Raw genomic sequence first — 16,981 nt, forward strand, 5'->3', positions numbered from 1 at the left:
CCTTCAGCCGGCAGCCGCACCCAGCAGCAAATCCACGATCTCCTCCGGATACCGCTGCCGACTTCCGTCGATGAGCACGCAGCCGGGCGCCTCGGGGTCGGGCCTGGCCAGGGGCATGCCGTGGTCGATGAGGGCCTGGGCGCAGCCCAGCCAGTCGCCGCCGCCGGGTTCCGTGGATTCGGGCCGGTTCAGCGATGCCCAGCACAGGGTGCCTGCGCAGTTGTCGCCATAGGCGTGGCGTTCGGTCCACTGTGCGCCGTGCTCCAGCAGGAAGCGCGCCATGGCGGCATCGCCACGGAACACGGCCTGGTTCAGTGCGGATGCATCCCAGTCGCCGCCGCGCGCGGCGATGGGCCAGCCCAGTTCCACCATGCAGCGCACGGCGTCCATGCAGCCCAGGGCCGCCAGTTCGGGCAGCATGCGCAGTTGTTCGGGCGCCAGGCCCTGGAGCAGCCCGGGGTGGGCTGCTGCAAGACGGCGGGCCTGTGCTGCGTCGCCCACGGCGCAGGCGGCCAGGAGCTGCTCCTGCGGCGTGGTGGGCTCGCTGCCCGCAGCCTGTTCCAGCAGGGCGGCCACGTCGGCCAGGCCAAAGCGCTGCGCCAGTGCAGCGGCACGCAGGCCCTGCGGCGTGCGGACCGACGGATCGGCGCCGACATCCAGCAGCGCCTGCACATGGGCGGGCGAGCGGCGCCGGCGGATGGCCCACAGCAGCGGGCGGCCCCATTCGCCCTGGCCGTTGTCCTCGTTCGGATCGGCGCCGTGGTCCAGCAGCAGGCGCAGGGCCTGCACATCGTCCAGGTCCAGCACGCGGAACAGGGCATTGCTGCCGTCCACGCGTGCGCCGGCTTGCAGCAGCAGCCGCGTGCATTCGCGGCTGGCGGGCGTGCCTTCCAGAGAGTGGTAGAGCGATTCGCCATCGTTGGGGTCGGCACCGGCCTGTAGCAGCATCTGCGTCAGTTGCGCATCATGGTTCTGGCCTGCTGCGCCATAGAGGGCCGACAGCCGCTCGGTATCGGAGGGGGACTGCAGAGAGGCGGGTGGCCAGCGGTTGCCTATGGTCTGCAGCGGGTCTGCGCCCGCGTCCAGCAGCCAGCGCGCGCATGCGTGCAGGTGCTCGGTGAATTCGGGCAGGCGCAGCAGGCAGGAATGGGTGACGGCCATCAGCGGCGGCAGCGCCAACGGCCCACCTGCACGGCGCAGCCAGCCGGGGTCGTTGCGCCCGGCCTCGCGCAGCACGGCCAGCTTGCCGGTGGCGCAGGCCACCCAGGGATCACTGCCATCACTGCCCGCAAGTTCCGGCCGCTCGTCCAGCAGGCGCCGGGCCAGCGCGGGCTGCGCGCGGTGCGTGCCGCCCGCCACATCGCCGGCATAGACCAGGGCCAGCCAGTGCAGCCGGGATTTCTCGGGGTCCGCCGCCAGGCGCTGGCATGCCTCGACGTAGCCTGACAGCTCGCTCCATGAAGCGAAACCGTGCTCGCGCGCCACGCAGGACTGGGCGTCGTGCAGCCGCAGGTCCTTGGCGGCGAGCGCCTCATCGGCAAGGCCTTTGGCTGCTGGCAGGTGGGAGCGCATGGACTCCATGGCCTGGGCCGAGCCTGCGCGATAGGCGGCCAGCAGTTGCTTGGCCTGTTTCTTGAGATGGCCCATGTCGGGCTGGGCGGGAATGCGTTTCACAGGAATACCTCCATGCAAGGGGCCTGTTCACACGGATCCCTGGATCCGTGTGAACAGGCCCCTGAGGCCAACGACCCGCAATCTGGCAGCACAAAGGCATGTGGCAAGAAAGAACGCGCCGCAGGGGCGCATACAGGTGGGTTCAACCCTTCCCGCGGGTCCGGGTGCGGCCTGCACCGCAGGCGCGGATGTTAGCGCAATACCTGAGGTGCAACAGCTGGCGCTGTGGGCGCCTGTGCGAGCAGGCGCAGCCCGAACAGCTCGTCCAGCGCCTGCCGGTATTGCTCCATGGCGCGCGACTGGGTGTTGTGGTGGTTACCGCCTTCGATGAGCACGAAGCGCTTGGGCTCGCTGGCCGCGTCGAACAGCTGGCGGCCCAGCGTGGCGGGGATCAGCGGATCGGCGCTGCCGTGCACGACCAGCAGCGGCGAGCCTATGCCGGCCACCTTGTCGATGGAGGCAAAGCGCTGCGTGATCAGCGGCCCCACGGGCAGCCAGCCCCAGCGGAAGCTGCGGACCACGTCGGGAATGCTGGTGAAGGTCGCCTCGACCATGACGCCGGCCTCGTCCTGGACGCTGCGCGCCAGGTCGATGGCGATGGCGCCGCCCAGAGAATGGCCGAAGATGAAGCGCGGCCGGTCCGGAGCGTGCCGGCCCAGCCAGTCCCAGCCTGCGCGTGCGTCCTCGGCGGCCGATTCCTCGGACGGCAGGCCGGCGCTGCTCTTGCCAAAGCCCCGGTAGTCGATGGCCAGCACCGAAAAGCCCAGTTCGTGCAGCCGCCGGATGCGCGGCGAGGAGCCGGCAACGTTCCAGCGCGCCCCATGCAGGTACAGCAGCACGGGGGCGTTGCCGGCCGTGGCCGGCTGGGGCAGCCACAGCGCATGCAGGCGGGCGCCGTCCTGCGCTGGCATGTCGATCCAGACATCTTCCATGCCGGCCGTGTTGGCGCCGGGCCAGCTGCGGTCGCTGGGCTGGAAGATCCATTCGCGCTGCTTGGTGTCCAGCACGGAGCAGCCGCTGGCCGCCAGCAGCGCGGCCACGCCCAGCGCCGCCGTGATCCGGTGCAGGCGCCTTCGGGGCCACAGAAAGGGAAGCATTGAGGGCATGACGCAACAATGGATGCACGGGCCGGCCAAAAGTTCAGCGCCGCTGCCCTGCGGGCCGGCGCTGTCATGGATTGGCGCTATTCTTGCCGCTGGTTCGCGGGCCGACAAGGCGATGCGGACCTCTCCCCACTGTTGATGAGTGAACCTGTATGCCGATACGCCTGGGCCTGGCCGCCAACCGAATCCACCACCAAACCGAGGATGCCGCACTGTTCGGCTGGCTGCGCGCCTGTGAGTCCGGCATCCGCGAGCTGCAGCTGGGCCTGCATGCCGTGGGCCGTACCTTCGACGCCATCCAGGCCGCCGGCATGCTGGCGTCCTACCGGGGCCTGCGCCGCTATCCCTATGGCCGCGAAGGCGGGCTGATGAAGCTGGTGGCTGAGGTGGTGGGCGTGGAAGGCGACGAGCGCACGATTGACGGCGCCATTTATCTGACCGACCCGGTCGATCCGTCCTCCATCTTCCCCGAGGCCGTGGCGCTCAAGCGCCAATGCGTGATCCACGGCAAGCCCTTCCTGTCCACCGTGGCCTCGGCGCGGGACTGGATCGAGATGGAGCGCATCCATGCCGGCCTTCCCAGGGATGCCGGCGCGCAGCGCTTCCACGACTACGGGCAGCAGACGCTGGCGCTGATCGCCCACGATGCGCTCAAGCCCACCATGCTGGATTTCGCGGCGCGCAACTTCGAGCTGCTGTCGCGCTTTGGCCGACGCGTGGGCACGGGCACCACGGGCCAGAGGCTCAACGAAATGGCCTGGAGCCGTGGCTGGCCCGAGGACCGGCCCTGGGTGGACCGCTACAACAGCGGCCCGCTGGGCGGCGATGCGCAGATCGCCGACCTGGTGCTGGACCGCCGCTGCCAGCGCGTGATCTTCTTCGAGGACCCGCATGTGGCGCGCCAGCACGAGGCCGACATCCAGCTGCTGGAGCGCGCCGTGACCACGGTGACGCACGACACGGTCTGCATGACCTCGCCCCAGGTCGCCCAGCGCTGGTGCGATTCCGCCCTGATGCGCCGCTGAAACAGGCGTCGCGCAGACGACAGCCCGCCGGCCTGTGGGTGGGCGAACACCCATGACCCGCAAGGGTCTTTCTGCAAGACTGGCTGTTTCCAAAAAATCAAGGAGACAGCGATGGTCAGTCAGCTCTTTCGGCGTTCCCGGCATGCCATGGCCCTGCTGACGCTGCTGCCCGGCTGGGCTGCAGCCCAGGCACCGGCAGCACCTGCGCTGCCGCCGCCCGACAGCGTGCGCCTGGAGCAGCTGGGGCTGATGCAGGGCTTTCCGCCGGCCGCAGACAAGCGTGTGGATGTGTCCAACGGCTACCGCTATCCGCAACTGCGCTGGGTGGTGCAGCACCTGCGCGAAATCCAGCCCACGCAGAACATCCGGCGCGGCGCGGCGGCGCCCTCGGCCCTGCCCGAAGCGCCCATGGCCCTGGGCGGCCTGCGCTTTGACGACGACAAGGGCCAGCCCGTCACCGTGGACCAGTGGCTGGACCGCACCTATACCGACGCCATCGTGGTGCTGCACAAGGGGCGGGTGGTCTTCGAGCGCTACCAGAACCAGATGCAGGCCAGCTCGCCGCACCTGCTGTTCTCGGTCACCAAGTCGTTCACCGGCCTGATGGCCGCGCAACTGGCCCACGAGGGGCGCGTCGACCCCCAGGCGCTGGTGACGAAGTACGTGCCTGAGCTGGAAGGCTCGGCCTGGGGCGACATGACGGTGCGCCAGGTCATGGACATGACGGGCGCCGTGCGCTTTCGCGAGGACTACACCGACCCCAAGACCGAGATCTTCGGCTACTCCTGGGCCTCGGGCATGCTGCCGCGTCCGCCCGGCTACGCGGGGCCGACCAATGTGTACGACTTCCTCAAGACGCTGCCCAAGGAAGGCACGCATGGCGAGGGCTTTGTCTACCGCACCGTGCATTCCGAGGTGCTGGGCTGGATCGTCTCGCGCGTCACGGGCCGGCGCTGGAGCGATCTCATGAGCGAGAACATCTGGCAGAAGCTGGGCATGCAGGAAGACGCCTATGTGATGGTGGACAGCACCGGCACGCCGCTGCAGGGCGCGGGCCTGAACGCCACGGCGCGTGATCTGGCGCGCGTGGGCGAGATGCTGCGCCTGGGCGGCAGCTTCAACGGTCACAAGATCTTCGACAAGGCGGTGCTGGACGACATTGCGCGCGGCGGCGACCGCGAGCAGTTCAAGTTCCGCGGCATCCAGGCCGCGCGGCCCGGCTACAGCTACCGCAACCAGTGGTGGGTGCTGCACAACGCCGATGGCGCCTACGAGGCCGCCGGCATACACGGCCAGTTCATCCACGTGAATCCGGCCGCGCAGATGGTGGTGGTCAAGCTGTCATCGCACCCGGTGGCGGGCGCGGCCTTCACGCATGCGCTGACGCTCAAGGCCTGGGCGGCGCTGGCCGATGCGGTGCGCGACAGGTAGCAGGAACAGGTAGCAGGAACAGGTAGCAGGAACAGGTCGCAGGCATGAAAAAAGGCAGCGTGCGCAAACACGTTGCCTTCGGCCCGTGGGCAGGCCGGGCCGGTTTCTGACCGCCTGGCACGGCCCGCAATGGAGCGCACGCGTCAGACCTGGCGGCGCCGCATCCGGGTCATGCCGAACAGGGCCAGCAGGGCCGACATGGCTATCAGGCACCACTGCGACAGGGTGGGCACTGCGGTGGTGGTGGCGGCTGCCGCAGGCATGGCCACGACCACGGGGTCGAGGATGGCGCCGTCCTGGGCTCCGTCATCGTCGCCATCGCCGCCGTCCGTGACGGTGTAGCTGGCAGTGCCACCATTGAAGCTGGAAATCTTCACCCACTGGGCAGGCGTTGCCAGCGGCTTCCATTTCAGCAGAACGGCACCTGCGGGCACGTCCGCATGCGTCACCTGCATGGTCAGCGTGTCGCCGACGGTGCAGTCCCGGGTCTCAAACTCCAGCACGGGCCTGGGCATGTCGGGCACGGCCGTGAAGCCGGCGGGCAAGGGGCCGGGCAGGGCGCTGGTGAATGCGACATGGCGGAACGTGCAGGTGCCATTGGGCAGGCCTTGCGTGAACTGTGTCCTGCTCGTTCCATCGGCGTGCTGTGTGAGGCCGAGAACAGTCACGGAGACGGTGCCGGTTGCGGCTGCGTAGTTCAAGGGATCGCTGCTGGCCTTGGTCCCCCGCACGACGCAGGTGCCGGTGGCCGTGCCGGTCAACTGGTTGCCGCTGACCGTACATGGCCCGCTCAGGAGCTGGAAGGCGGGGACGGCATTGCCTATGCCGCCGCTCAGGGCCAGAGTGGTGGTTTCGCCCACGGCGACGGCTGTCGGCGTCGCGGTCACGGTGGCTGCCTGGGGCTCGGGGATCTTGATGGGATTGAGCGTGTAGCTGCGGTCCAGCGTATTGGCTTTGCTGTCGGTGACCCGGATCGTGAACGAGGTGCTGCCTGCGGCCGTGGGCGTGCCGCTGATCGTGCCTGTGGCGGGGTCCAGCTCAAGGCCTGCAGGCAGCGTTCCGCTTTGCAGTGCAAACGTGTAGGGTGCGCCCAGACCGCCGGTTGCCGTCAGCGTCCGGGAGTACAGGCTGCCGACCTGGGGGCTGGGCAAGGTCGAGGGGCTGATGCTCAGGGGAATGAAGGGTTCGACGGAAACGGACTGCAGGTCCACGCCCACGATGTCGGTGGCCGAGAAAGTGATCTTCACGGCGCCGCTGTTGGTGATGGGCTCGTCCAGCGTGATGGTGGAGATGCCCACAGGCGCCGTCTTGCTGTACGTCACGGTGCCCGATGTGATGGTCAGTGGCAACGGATTGGCCGTGCTGTTGCGCATCACGAATGACTGGAAATTGATCTTTCCGGAGAGAGCCGTCACGGACCAGGAGGCAAAGGGATAGGCCGCGCCGCTGATGCGAAAGCTCATCCAGCCGCTGCTGTCGGTTCCGCAGCGGATGACGCCACTGGTCATCTGTGCAGAGAAAAGATAGCTGGGCGATGAAGGCGTCGTGTCAGTCGTGGATATGCAGTAGCCGTTGGCATCCAGATTGGGTTTGAAGCCGAGGGATTCGTAGGCGAAGGCATTGCCCAGCGACAGGGCAGCGGCGCCGACGAGCAGCGCTTTGGTGATGGGTCCAGGGAGCATGGGGAACGGGGGTGAAGACAGGGCGCGCTGAGTGTCCTCTCCCGTTGGCCGGCGAATCTGAGCAATTCTGAGAATTGGCTTTCAGTGGCCAAGGCCGTCGCGCTTTCTGTGGTGCGGCCCAGCCATGAAAAAAGCCCATGCAGCAGGCTGCATGGGCTTTCGTCAGGGATGGGAAGCGCTGACGCTCAGATCACGCCCTGGGCCAGCATGGCGTCGGCCACCTTGACGAAGCCGGCGATGTTGGCGCCGTCAATGTAGCTGACCGTGCCGTCCTCGCGCTTGCCGTACTTCAGGCAGGCGGCGTGGATGCCTTGCATGATCTGCAGCAGGCGGGCATCGACTTCCTCGGCGGGCCAGGACAGGCGGGCCGCGTTCTGGCTCATCTCCAGGCCCGAGGTGGCCACGCCACCGGCGTTGCTGGCCTTGCCCGGTGCGTACAGCACGCCGGCCTTCTCGAAGGCCTTGGCGGCTTCGATGGTCGAGGGCATGTTGGCGCCTTCGGCCACGCAGACCACGCCGTTGGCGATCAGCACCTTGGCGTCTTCCTCGGTCAGTTCGTTCTGCGTGGCACAGGGCAGGGCCACGTCCACCTTCAGGTGCCACGGCGTCTTGCCGCGCAGGAACTCGGCGCCCACCAGCTTGGCGTACTCGTCCACGCGGCCGTAGCGGTGGTTCTTCACGTCCATCAGGATGGCCAGCTTCTCGGTGGTGAAGCCGTCCTGGTCATACACGGTGCCCGAGGAGTCGGAGACCGATACCACCTTGGCGCCCAGCTGCAGGGCCTTCTCCACGGCGTACTGGGCCACGTTGCCCGAACCCGAGACGGAGACGGTCTTGCCTGCGAAGGACTGGCCGCGCGTGGCCAGCATTTCCTGGGCGAAGTAGACGGTGCCGTAGCCGGTCGCTTCGGGGCGGATCAGCGAGCCGCCGAAGGACAGGCCCTTGCCCGTGAACACGCTGGCGGCGCTGTTGGACAGCTTCTTGTACATGCCGGCCATGAAGCCCACTTCGCGGCCGCCCACGCCGATGTCGCCTGCCGGCACGTCGGTGTCCGGGCCCACGTGGCGGAACAGTTCGGTGACGAAGGCCTGGCAAAAGCGCATGACTTCAGCGGGGCTCTTGCCCTTGGGATCGAAGTCCGAGCCGCCCTTGCCGCCGCCCATGGGCAGCGTGGTCAGCGCGTTCTTGAAGGTCTGTTCGAAAGCCAGGAACTTGAGCACGGACAGCGTGACCGAGGGGTGGAAACGCAGGCCGCCCTTGTAGGGGCCAATGGCCATGCTGTGCTGGATGCGGAAGCCGCGGTTGACCTGCACATGGCCCTTGTCGTCGGTCCAGCTCACGCGGAACATGACCACGCGCTCGGGCTCGACCAGACGCTCCAGCAGGCCGAGTTCGGCGTACTTGGGGTTCTTCTCGATGAAGGGCCAGAGGCTTTCCATCACTTCGGTGACGGCTTGCAGGAATTCGGGCTGGCCGGGGTTGCGTTGCGCCACTTCTTCAAGGAATTGGCCGACGGACTCGTACTTCATGGAAAAACCTCTGACTAAAAAACGGCTGCGGGAAGGGGTGAGTGCAAACCAAAATTATGCCAAAAAGTTATGCCGTCATGCATCGTTTTGGTGAACGGTGCCCGTGCTTGGTGCCTGAATGCCGTTTTTCGGTGCATTTCCAGAGAGGTGCCGACGGTATTTGGTGCATGGTCAGGGCCTGCGTGCCGCAGTGAGCGGGCAGGCAGCGGCCTGGATCAGCCGTATCCGGTGGCGTGCATGGCCATGGCGAATGGGAATGGCTGGCGCCATGCCAGCTGACATGAAGAGTGGCTAGGAAGGCCTTGCAGCCGGACGGGGCTTGGGCCCGCCCGGCCATCCCATCGACGGCCTTTCAGCTGCGCTGCAGCTGGGGATGGCGCGCGAACAGGTCGGCCGCCCAGTCCACGAAGGCCCGCACCTTGGCGCTGAGGTGGCGGTTGGGCGGATAGACCACGTGAATGGGCAGCGGCGGCTGGGTCCATTCCGGCAGGACCTCGACCAGTTCGCCGCTGTCGATCAGCGGCTGGGCAAAGGCGGTGACCAGCTGCGCGATGCCAAAGCCCGCCAGCACGGCGGCCGTGTAGGCATTGCTGTCGTTGGCCGCGATGCGGTAGTTGCCCGCCACCTCGATGGATTCATCGCCCCGCTGGAATTCCAGCGGGTACATGCGCCGCGTATGGCCCGCGAAGAAGGCGACGATCTGGTGCTTCGTATCCAGCTCGGAAGGGTGCTGGGGCACGCCGTGGCGTGCCAGGTAGGCGGGCGAGGCCACGGTGACCCAGTTCATCGAGCCGATGCGCCGCGCCACCAGGGATTGGTCGCTGAGCTCGCCCCCGCGGATCACGCAGTCCACGTTGTCGCTGATCAGGTCCACCAGGCGGTCGCCCACGCCCAGGTCAATCTGTATGTCGGGATAGCGTTCGCAGAATTCGGTCAGCGCCGGAATGATGATCAGCCGGGCCATGGAGCTGCCCACGTCCAGCCGCAGCCGCCCGCTGGGCGCGGTCTGGGTGTTGACCATGCTGGCTTCGAGATCGTCGAAGTCGTTGAGCAGGCGTGCCGCGCGTTCGTAGTAGGCCGCGCCATCGGGCGTGACGGTGACGCGCCGCGTCGTGCGGTTGAGCAGCTTGACGCGCACGCGCGCCTCCAGCGCCTGTATCTGTTTGGTGACCGTGCCCTTGGGCAGGTCGAGCGAATCGGCGGCGCGGGTGAAGTTGCCGGCTTCCACCACGCGAACGAAGACACGCATGGCCTGGATCTGGTCCATGGAAAGTTGCTCCTGCAGCGCCCGGCAAGGGAATGCCGGCTCGGCGGAATTCTCACATGCGCGGTATCGGGCGATTGTTCGTGAAACGGAAACAGAGCGATGGCTGCGTTGCTATTTCAGACATGGCCGGCGCCGCCTATATTCCAACCATCGACCATTGCCGCAGGTTCGCGCCATGTCCACTTCCTCGTCGCTTCCGAACGGCCCCGCCGCCGGGGCGCAGATTGCCGAAACAGAATTCTCCATCGAGCTGCCCGAGCACGGCACCGTGGCTGCGCGCGCCTATGGCCAGCGCAGGCCCGGCACGGTCTCGCCGCTGGTGCTGCATTTCCATGGCGGCACCTTTGTCTGCGGCACGCTGGACAACGGGCGCTACATTGGCCGGCTGCTGGCCGAGGCGGGCGCCGTCGTGGTGTCGCTGGCCTACCCGCTGGCGCCCGAGCATCCGTTTCCCCAGCCCATCGAGGTGGGCTACGCCGTGCTGCAGTGGCTGTACAAGCACCGCGTGAAGATGGCGGGCAAGGGCGCGCCGCTGTTCCTCGCTGGCGAGGAGGCGGGCGGCAACCTGGCCGCTGCCGTGGCCGTGATCTCGCGCGACCGGGGCCATCCGCCGCTGGCGGGCCAGATCCTGGTGTCGCCCATGCTCGATCCCTGCACCGGCACCGCCTCGCAGCGCGAGGCCACGCCCGAGGCCGGCGAATGCCGCTGGGCCACGGGCTGGCGCGAGTACCTGAGCTGCCCCAAGGACGCCATGCATCCCTATGCCGTGCCCGGCAGCTCGCTGCGCCTGGCCCAGTTGCCGCCGGCCCTGGTGCTGGTGGGTGGCGACGACCCGCTGCGCGACGAGGCCCAGGCCTATGCGGCCCGCCTGCGCGCGGCTGGGGTGACAGCCAGCAGCCATGTGCTGCCCAGCGCGTCGAACTGGCCGCAGGCCCTGTCCGAGGCCGAGGCCTGTACGGCCTGCAGCGCCGCCGTGTTCCAGCATGTGCATGACTTCTTCGAGGCCACCATGAACAAGCCCGCAGCACCGGGCTAGGCCCCGCGCCGCCGCAGCCGGCGACACCTGCTGCCCCGTTTTCCCCTTCCGCCTTCCCGGCGCGTTCAGGCGCCGGGCGGGCATCGTGTTCCCTGAATTTCGCAAAAAAACACCATGTCCACCGAATCCACCTCATCCTCTTCTTCCCCTTCTTTCGCTTCGGCCCAGCGCAAGGGCTGGAGATTGCCTGCCGCCGCTGCGGCCATCCTCGCCGTCAGCGCCGGCCTGTTCGGCCTGCACGGCATCGAGGCCAAGGCCGATGACGCGCCCGCCAGCGCCCAGCCCGCCGCCACGCCCGTGTCGGTGGCCACGGTCGCCGAAAGCGAGGTCACCGCCTGGGACGAGTTCTCGGGCCGCCTCGAAGCCGTGGAGCGCGTGGACATCCGCTCGCGCGTGGCTGGCGCCGTGCAGGCCGTGCACTTTCGCGAGGGCGCGCTGGTCAAGCAGGGCGATCTGCTGATCACCATCGACCCCGCACCGTATGCGGCCGAGGTCGAGCGTGCCGAAGCGCAGGTAGCCTCGGCCCAGGCACGCCAGTCCTATGCACGCAGCGAGCAGGAGCGCGCACGCCGCCTGTGGGACGAGCGGGCGATTGCCCAGCGCGAGCTGGACGAGCGCATCAACGCAGGCAGCGAGGCCGAGGCCAATCTGCGCGCGGCCCAGGCGTCCCTGCAATCGGCGCGGCTGAACCTGGGCTACACCCAGGTGCGCGCCCCCGTGTCTGGCCGCATCGGCAAGCGCGAGATCACCGTGGGCAACCTGGTGGCCGCAGGCCCGGGCGCGCCGGTGCTGACCACGCTGGTCTCGGTCAGCCCCATCTATGCGAGCTTCGATGCCGATGAGCAGGTCATCACGCGCGCGCTCAAGGAGCTCGGCGGCGGCGCGGGCAACCGAGCCAAGATCGACAGCATTCCCGTGCAGATGGGCACGGCCACGGCCGGCAGCACGCCCTTCGAAGGCCGGCTGCAGCTGATCGACAACCAGGTCGATGCCCGAAGCGGCACGGTGCGCGTGCGCGCTGCCTTCGACAACAAGGATGGCGCCCTCATGCCCGGCCAGTTTGCCCGCATCCGCATGGGCCAGGCGCGCGACAGCAGCATGCTGCTGGTCAGCGAGCGCGCCATCGGCACGGACCAGAGCAAGAAGTACGTGATGGTGGTGGGCGGCGACAACAAGGCCGTCTACCGCGAGGTGGCCCTGGGCGCCTCGGTCAACGGCCTGCGCAACGTGACCCAGGGCCTGCAGCCCGGCGAGCGCGTGGTCGTCAACGGACTGCAGCACATCCGCCCCGGCGCCCTGGTCGCGCCCAAGGAGGTGTCCATGGATGCGCGGGCTGATGCCCGCCAGCCGGGCACCCGGCAGGCAGCCGAACAAGTGGCTGACGCAACCAAGTCCTGATCTAGCCGCACACCTTTCCTGCCTCTGAAATGCCGCCTGACCGCAGGCGGCATGGGCCGCGCTTTGCCGTGGCGGAGCCAAACACCATGAACCTATCCAAATTCTTCATTGACCGGCCGATCTTCGCAGGCGTGCTTTCGCTGCTGATGCTGATCGCCGGCCTGATCGCCATGGGCGGGCTGCCGATCTCGGAATACCCCGAGGTCGCGCCGCCGTCCGTGGTGGTGCGCGCCCAGTACCCGGGCGCCAATCCCAAGGTGATCGCCGAGACCGTGGCCACGCCGCTGGAAGAGCAGATCAACGGCGTCGAAGGCATGCTCTACATGGGCAGCCAGGCCACCAGCGACGGCGTGATGACGCTGACCGTCACCTTCCGCCTGGGCACCGACCCCGACAAGGCGCAGCAGATGGTGCAAAACCGCGTCTCGCAGGCCGAGCCGCGCCTGCCGGAAGAGGTGCGCCGCCTGGGCATCACCACGGTCAAGAGCGCACCCGACCTGACCATGGTGGTGCACCTGGTCTCGCCCAACCAGCGCTATGACATCAACTACCTGCGCAACTACGCGGTGCTGAACGTGAAGGACCCGCTGGCGCGCCTCGAAGGCGTGGGCCAGATCCAGATCTTCGGCGGCGGCGACTACGCCATGCGCGTGTGGCTGGACCCGCAGAAGGTGGCGCAGCGCGGCCTGTCGGCCAGCGATGTGGTGGCTGCCATCCGCGGCCAGAACGTGCAGGCTGCGGCCGGCGTGGTCGGCGCCTCGCCGGGGCTGCCGGGGGTGGACATGCAACTGTCCATCAACGCCCAGGGCCGCCTGCAAAGCGAGGAGGACTTCGGCGACATCATCGTCAAGAGCGGCTCCGACGGCGCCGTGACCCGCCTGCGCGACATCGGCCGCCTGGAGATGGGCGCAGCCGACTATTCGCTGCGCTCGCTGCTGAACAACGACCCGGCCGTGGGCATGGGCGTGTTCCAGGCGCCGGGCTCCAATGCGCTGGAAATCTCGGCCAACGTGCGCAAGACCATGGAGGCCCTGAACAAGAACATGCCCGAGGGCCTGGAGTACCGCATCGCCTACGACCCCACGCAGTTCGTGCGCGCCTCCATCGAATCGGTGGTGCACACGCTGCTGGAGGCCATCGTGCTTGTGGTGCTGGTGGTGATCCTGTTCCTGCAGACCTGGCGCGCCTCCATCATCCCGCTGCTGGCCGTGCCGGTGTCGGTGATCGGCACCTTCGCCGTGCTGCATCTGCTGGGCTTTTCCATCAACGCGCTGAGCCTGTTCGGCCTGGTGCTGGCCATCGGCATCGTGGTGGATGACGCCATCGTCGTGGTCGAGAACGTGGAGCGCAACATCGAGGCCGGTCTCACGCCGCGCAACGCCACCTACCGCGCCATGCGCGAAGTGTCCGGCCCCATCATCGCCATCGCCCTGGTGCTGGTGGCGGTGTTCGTGCCGCTGGCCTTCATCAGCGGCCTCACTGGCCAGTTCTACAAGCAGTTCGCGGTGACGATCGCCATCTCCACGGTGATCTCGGCCATCAACTCGCTGACGCTGTCGCCCGCGCTGGCGGCCCTGCTGCTGCGCGGCCACGATGCGCCCAAGGACGCGCTGACGCGCGGCATGGACCGGGCCTTCGGCTGGCTGTTTCGCGGCTTCAACCGCATGTTCCACCGGGGCTCCGAGGCCTACAGCGGCGGCGTGGGCCGCGTGATCTCGCGCAAGGCGCTGATGCTGGCCATCTACCTGGCGCTGATCGCCGTGACCTTCGGCCTGTTCAAGGCCGTGCCTTCGGGCTTCGTGCCCGCGCAGGACAAGCAGTACCTGATCGGCTTTGCCCAGTTGCCCGACGGTGCCACGCTGGACCGCACGGACGAGGTGATCCGCCGCATGGGCGAGATCATGAAGGACAACCCCAACGTGGAGGACACCATCGCCTTCCCGGGCCTGTCCATCAACGGCTTCACCAACAGCTCCAACTCGGGCATCGTCTTCGCCACGCTCAAGCCCTTTGACGAGCGCAAGCGCGCCGACCAGAGCGGCGGCGCCGTGGCCGGCCAGCTCAACCAGGCCTTCGCGGGCATCCAGGACGCCTTCATCGTCATGTTCCCGCCGCCACCCGTGGCGGGCCTGGGCACGACGGGCGGCTTCAAGCTGCAGCTGGAAGACCGCGCCTCCCTGGGCTATGACCAGATGGATGCGGCCGTGAAGGCCTTCATGGCCAAGGCCTACCAGACGCCCGAGCTGACCGGCATGTTCACCAGCTGGCAGGTCAACGTGCCCCAGCTGTATGCCGACATCGACCGCACCAAGGCGCGCCAGCTCGGCGTGCCGGTGACGGACATCTTCGACACCATGCAGATCTACCTGGGCAGCCTGTATGCGAACGACTTCAACAAGTTCGGCCGCACCTACAGCGTCCGCGTGCAGGCCGACGCGCCCTACCGCGCGCGTGCCGAGGACGTGGGCATGCTCAAAGTGCGTTCCAGCTCGGGCGAGATGATTCCGCTGTCGGCGCTGATGAAGGTGGACTCCAGCTTCGGCCCCGAGCGCGCCATGCGCTACAACGGCTACCTCACGGCCGACATCAACGGCGGTGCCGCACCGGGCTTCTCTTCGGGCCAGGCGCAGGACGCCATCAAGCGCATCGCGGCCGAGACCCTGCCCAAGGGCATCGATTTCGAATGGACCGACCTGACCTACCAGGAAATCCTGGCCGGCAATTCGGCGGTGATCGTGTTCCCGCTGGCCCTGCTGCTGGTCTTCCTGGTGCTGGCCGCGCAGTACGAGAGCCTGACCCTGCCGATTGCCATCATCCTGATCGTTCCCATGGGCCTGCTGGCGGCCATGACCGGCGTGTGGCTGTCGGGCGGGGACAGCAATGTCTTCACGCAGATCGGGCTCATTGTGCTGGTGGGGTTGAGTGCGAAGAACGCCATCTTGATCGTGGAGTTCGCACGGGAGCTGGAGTTCGAGGGCCGCACGCCCATACAGGCCGCCATCGAGGCCAGCCGGCTGCGCCTGCGCCCCATTCTGATGACCTCGCTGGCCTTCGTCATGGGCGTGCTGCCCCTGGTGCTGTCCACGGGCGCCGGCTCGGAAATGCGCCGTGCCATGGGCGTGGCCGTGTTCTCGGGAATGATCGGGGTGACGGCCTTCGGCCTGTTCCTCACGCCCGTGTTCTACGTGCTGATGCGCCGCCTGGCAGGCAACCGGCCGCTCAAGCAGCATGGTCCAGAGATGGAGGAAGAGGCCCCTGCACATGCACCCGCCCACGGCCATGCCTCGGGTGGCGGCGCGCTGCCCATGCCCTCTGCTGCGCGTGGCGAGCATGAATGAGCCCACACCACAAGAACAGGAACCGATCATGAAGATCCCATCGCTTTCGAAACTGTCCAGGCGTCTGCTGCCCCTGGTGGCGGCGCTGGCCCTGGCCGGCTGCGCCAGCGTGTCCCAGAGCCTGCCCGAGCTGCCGGCCGCCCCCGCCTTCAAGGAGCAGGGCGCCGCGCCGCAGGCGGGCTGGACCCAGGCCCTGCCCGCTGAAGCCCAGGCACGAGGCCAATGGTGGCTGGCCTTTGCCGACCCGGCGCTGGACGCGCTGGTGGACAAGGCCACGCTGGACAACCAGAGCATCCAGGCTGCGGCCGCACGCCTGGCCGAGGCCCGCGCCCTGGCGCGCAGCGCCAATGCCGAGCGCCTGCCCCAACTGGGCCTGGGCGCAGGGGCCACGCGCGGCGCGGGGCTGGACAAGGCCTCGGGCACACGGCCTGCCACCCTGGTCAACGCGGGGCTGAACCTGTCGTATGAGGTCGATCTGTTCGGCCGCATTTCCCAGGCGGCCGACGCATCGCGGCTGGACGCCGAGGGCCGCGAGGCCCTGCTGCAAAGCACGCGGCTGGCCGTGCAGGCCGAGGTCGCACAGACCTATCTGCAGCTGCGCGCACTGGACGCCGAGCGCGCCCTGATGCGCGAGACCGTGGAGGCCTACCGCGACACGCTGCGTCTGTCGGAGCGAAGGCTGCAGGCCGGCGACATTGCCGAGCTGGACGTGGCGCGCATTCAGGCCGAGCTGTCGGCCACCGAATCGGACGCGCTGGCACTGGACCGCCAGCGCGCCCAGGTCGAGCATGCGCTGGCCGTGCTGGTGGGCGACTCGGCCTCGCGCTTCGGCCTGGGCGAAGGCGCCTGGACCACTGCGCTGCCTTCTATTCCAGCCGGCGTGCCGGCCACGGTGCTCATGCGCCGGCCCGACATCTCGGCTGCCCAGCGCGCCGTGTTCGCCGCGCAGTCGCGCGTGGGCGTGGCGAAGACGGCATGGTTTCCCAGCATCTCGCTGACCGGCGCGGCCGGCCATGCCTCGCCCGAGGTTGGTGACCTGTTCAAGTGGTCCATGCGCTCCTGGGGCGTGGGCGCCTTGCTGTCGCTGCCGCTGTTCGACGGCGGCCGGCGCGAGGCCGGCGTGCAGGCCGCCGACGCGCAGCTCGATGCCGCGCTGGCCGCCTACCGGCAGCAGGCGCTGGTGGCCTTCCAGGAGGTGGAGGACCAACTGTCGTCCATTCGCATCCTGCAGGAGCAGTCCACCGTGCAGGGCCAGGCCGTGGTGGCCGCCCAGCGTGCCACCAGCCTTTCGGACACGCGCTACCGCAATGGCTACGTCAGCCAGCTGGACCTGCTGGATGCCCGCCGCAGCGAACTGCGCAACCGCCGCCAGGCGCTGCAGGTGAAGTCCGCGCAGTACCAGGCAGCCGTGGGCCTGATCCGCGCGCTGGGCGGGGGCTGGGATGTGCCGGCCGGCGAATCGGCGAACGTGCCGGTGGCCCAGGCCGCGCTGCGCTGA

11 protein-coding genes are annotated in these 16,981 nt (G+C 68.3%); 6 read left to right on the plus strand and 5 right to left on the minus strand.

What is annotated here, in order from left to right; all coding sequences use genetic code 11:
* Positions 1-3: 3 nt before the first annotated feature.
* On the minus strand, positions 4-1,674 hold the full coding sequence (locus tag KDK82_RS03220; protein ID WP_088164004.1) for an ankyrin repeat domain-containing protein: 1,671 nt from the start codon (positions 1,672-1,674) through the stop codon (positions 4-6).
* A gap of 191 nt (positions 1,675-1,865) precedes the next feature.
* Positions 1,866-2,780 (minus strand): alpha/beta hydrolase, encoded by a 915-nt coding sequence (locus tag KDK82_RS03225; RefSeq protein ID WP_088164005.1) that lies wholly within the window; start codon positions 2,778-2,780, stop codon positions 1,866-1,868.
* Positions 2,781-2,929: 149 nt separating this feature from the next.
* Between KDK82_RS03225 and KDK82_RS03230 the strand changes: the two genes are divergently transcribed.
* Together KDK82_RS03230 and KDK82_RS03235 are read left to right on the plus strand one after the other, a co-directional pair.
* The gene (locus KDK82_RS03230) at positions 2,930-3,802 is read left to right on the plus strand and encodes a methylglyoxal synthase (protein ID WP_088164006.1); all 873 of its coding nucleotides are present in this window, start codon (positions 2,930-2,932) and stop codon (positions 3,800-3,802) included.
* A 111-nt stretch (positions 3,803-3,913) separates the two neighbouring features.
* A complete protein-coding gene (locus KDK82_RS03235; protein WP_088164007.1) occupies positions 3,914-5,233 on the plus strand; it encodes a serine hydrolase in 1,320 nt (439 codons plus the stop codon).
* Positions 5,234-5,376: 143 nt separating this feature from the next.
* On the opposite strand, the gene KDK82_RS03240 is transcribed toward KDK82_RS03235, so the two are convergent.
* The 3 genes from KDK82_RS03240 to KDK82_RS03250 all read right to left on the minus strand — a co-directional run bounded on the left by KDK82_RS03240 (position 5,377) and on the right by KDK82_RS03250 (position 9,711).
* Complete coding sequence (locus tag KDK82_RS03240; protein WP_088164008.1) at positions 5,377-6,915, minus strand: IPTL-CTERM sorting domain-containing protein; 1,539 nt, start codon at positions 6,913-6,915, stop codon at positions 5,377-5,379.
* A 185-nt stretch (positions 6,916-7,100) separates the two neighbouring features.
* Complete coding sequence (gdhA, locus tag KDK82_RS03245; protein ID WP_013801081.1) at positions 7,101-8,444, minus strand: NADP-specific glutamate dehydrogenase; 1,344 nt, start codon at positions 8,442-8,444, stop codon at positions 7,101-7,103.
* 352 nt (positions 8,445-8,796) lie between these two features.
* Positions 8,797-9,711, minus strand: coding sequence for a LysR family transcriptional regulator (locus tag KDK82_RS03250; RefSeq protein ID WP_043819201.1), 915 nt, complete (start codon positions 9,709-9,711; stop codon positions 8,797-8,799).
* A 175-nt stretch (positions 9,712-9,886) separates the two neighbouring features.
* Between KDK82_RS03250 and KDK82_RS03255 the strand changes: the two genes are divergently transcribed.
* From KDK82_RS03255 to KDK82_RS03270, 4 genes are all read left to right on the plus strand, one after another.
* The gene (locus tag KDK82_RS03255; RefSeq protein ID WP_088164009.1) at positions 9,887-10,747 is read left to right on the plus strand and encodes an alpha/beta hydrolase; all 861 of its coding nucleotides are present in this window, start codon (positions 9,887-9,889) and stop codon (positions 10,745-10,747) included.
* 114 nt (positions 10,748-10,861) lie between these two features.
* Positions 10,862-12,145: an efflux RND transporter periplasmic adaptor subunit gene (locus KDK82_RS03260; protein WP_088164010.1), complete on the plus strand. Its 1,284-nt coding sequence runs from the start codon at positions 10,862-10,864 to the stop codon at positions 12,143-12,145.
* Between the two features lie 86 nt (positions 12,146-12,231).
* Complete coding sequence (locus tag KDK82_RS03265) at positions 12,232-15,483, plus strand: efflux RND transporter permease subunit (protein WP_088165422.1); 3,252 nt, start codon at positions 12,232-12,234, stop codon at positions 15,481-15,483.
* Positions 15,484-15,511: 28 nt separating this feature from the next.
* A complete protein-coding gene (locus tag KDK82_RS03270; protein ID WP_088164011.1) occupies positions 15,512-16,981 on the plus strand; it encodes an efflux transporter outer membrane subunit in 1,470 nt (489 codons plus the stop codon).

The organism is Delftia sp. K82, from assembly GCF_002193035.1.
GTDB classification, from domain to species: domain Bacteria; phylum Pseudomonadota; class Gammaproteobacteria; order Burkholderiales; family Burkholderiaceae_C; genus Comamonas; species Comamonas acidovorans.

Bases quoted from the DNA above. Each gene is read 5' to 3' on its own strand.
- KDK82_RS03265 (WP_088165422.1), top strand. From the start codon at position 12,232: ATGAACCTATCCAAATTCTTCATTGACCGGCCGATCTTCGCAGGCGTG.
- KDK82_RS03225 (WP_088164005.1), bottom strand. From the start codon at position 2,780: ATGCCCTCAATGCTTCCCTTTCTGTGGCCCCGAAGGCGCCTGCACCGG.
- KDK82_RS03250 (WP_043819201.1), bottom strand. From the start codon at position 9,711: ATGGACCAGATCCAGGCCATGCGTGTCTTCGTTCGCGTGGTGGAAGCC.
- KDK82_RS03255 (WP_088164009.1), top strand. From the start codon at position 9,887: ATGTCCACTTCCTCGTCGCTTCCGAACGGCCCCGCCGCCGGGGCGCAG.
- KDK82_RS03235 (WP_088164007.1), top strand. From the start codon at position 3,914: ATGGTCAGTCAGCTCTTTCGGCGTTCCCGGCATGCCATGGCCCTGCTG.
- KDK82_RS03260 (WP_088164010.1), top strand. From the start codon at position 10,862: ATGTCCACCGAATCCACCTCATCCTCTTCTTCCCCTTCTTTCGCTTCG.
- KDK82_RS03270 (WP_088164011.1), top strand. From the start codon at position 15,512: ATGAAGATCCCATCGCTTTCGAAACTGTCCAGGCGTCTGCTGCCCCTG.
- KDK82_RS03240 (WP_088164008.1), bottom strand. From the start codon at position 6,915: ATGCTCCCTGGACCCATCACCAAAGCGCTGCTCGTCGGCGCCGCTGCC.
- KDK82_RS03230 (WP_088164006.1), top strand. From the start codon at position 2,930: ATGCCGATACGCCTGGGCCTGGCCGCCAACCGAATCCACCACCAAACC.
- gdhA (WP_013801081.1), bottom strand. From the start codon at position 8,444: ATGAAGTACGAGTCCGTCGGCCAATTCCTTGAAGAAGTGGCGCAACGC.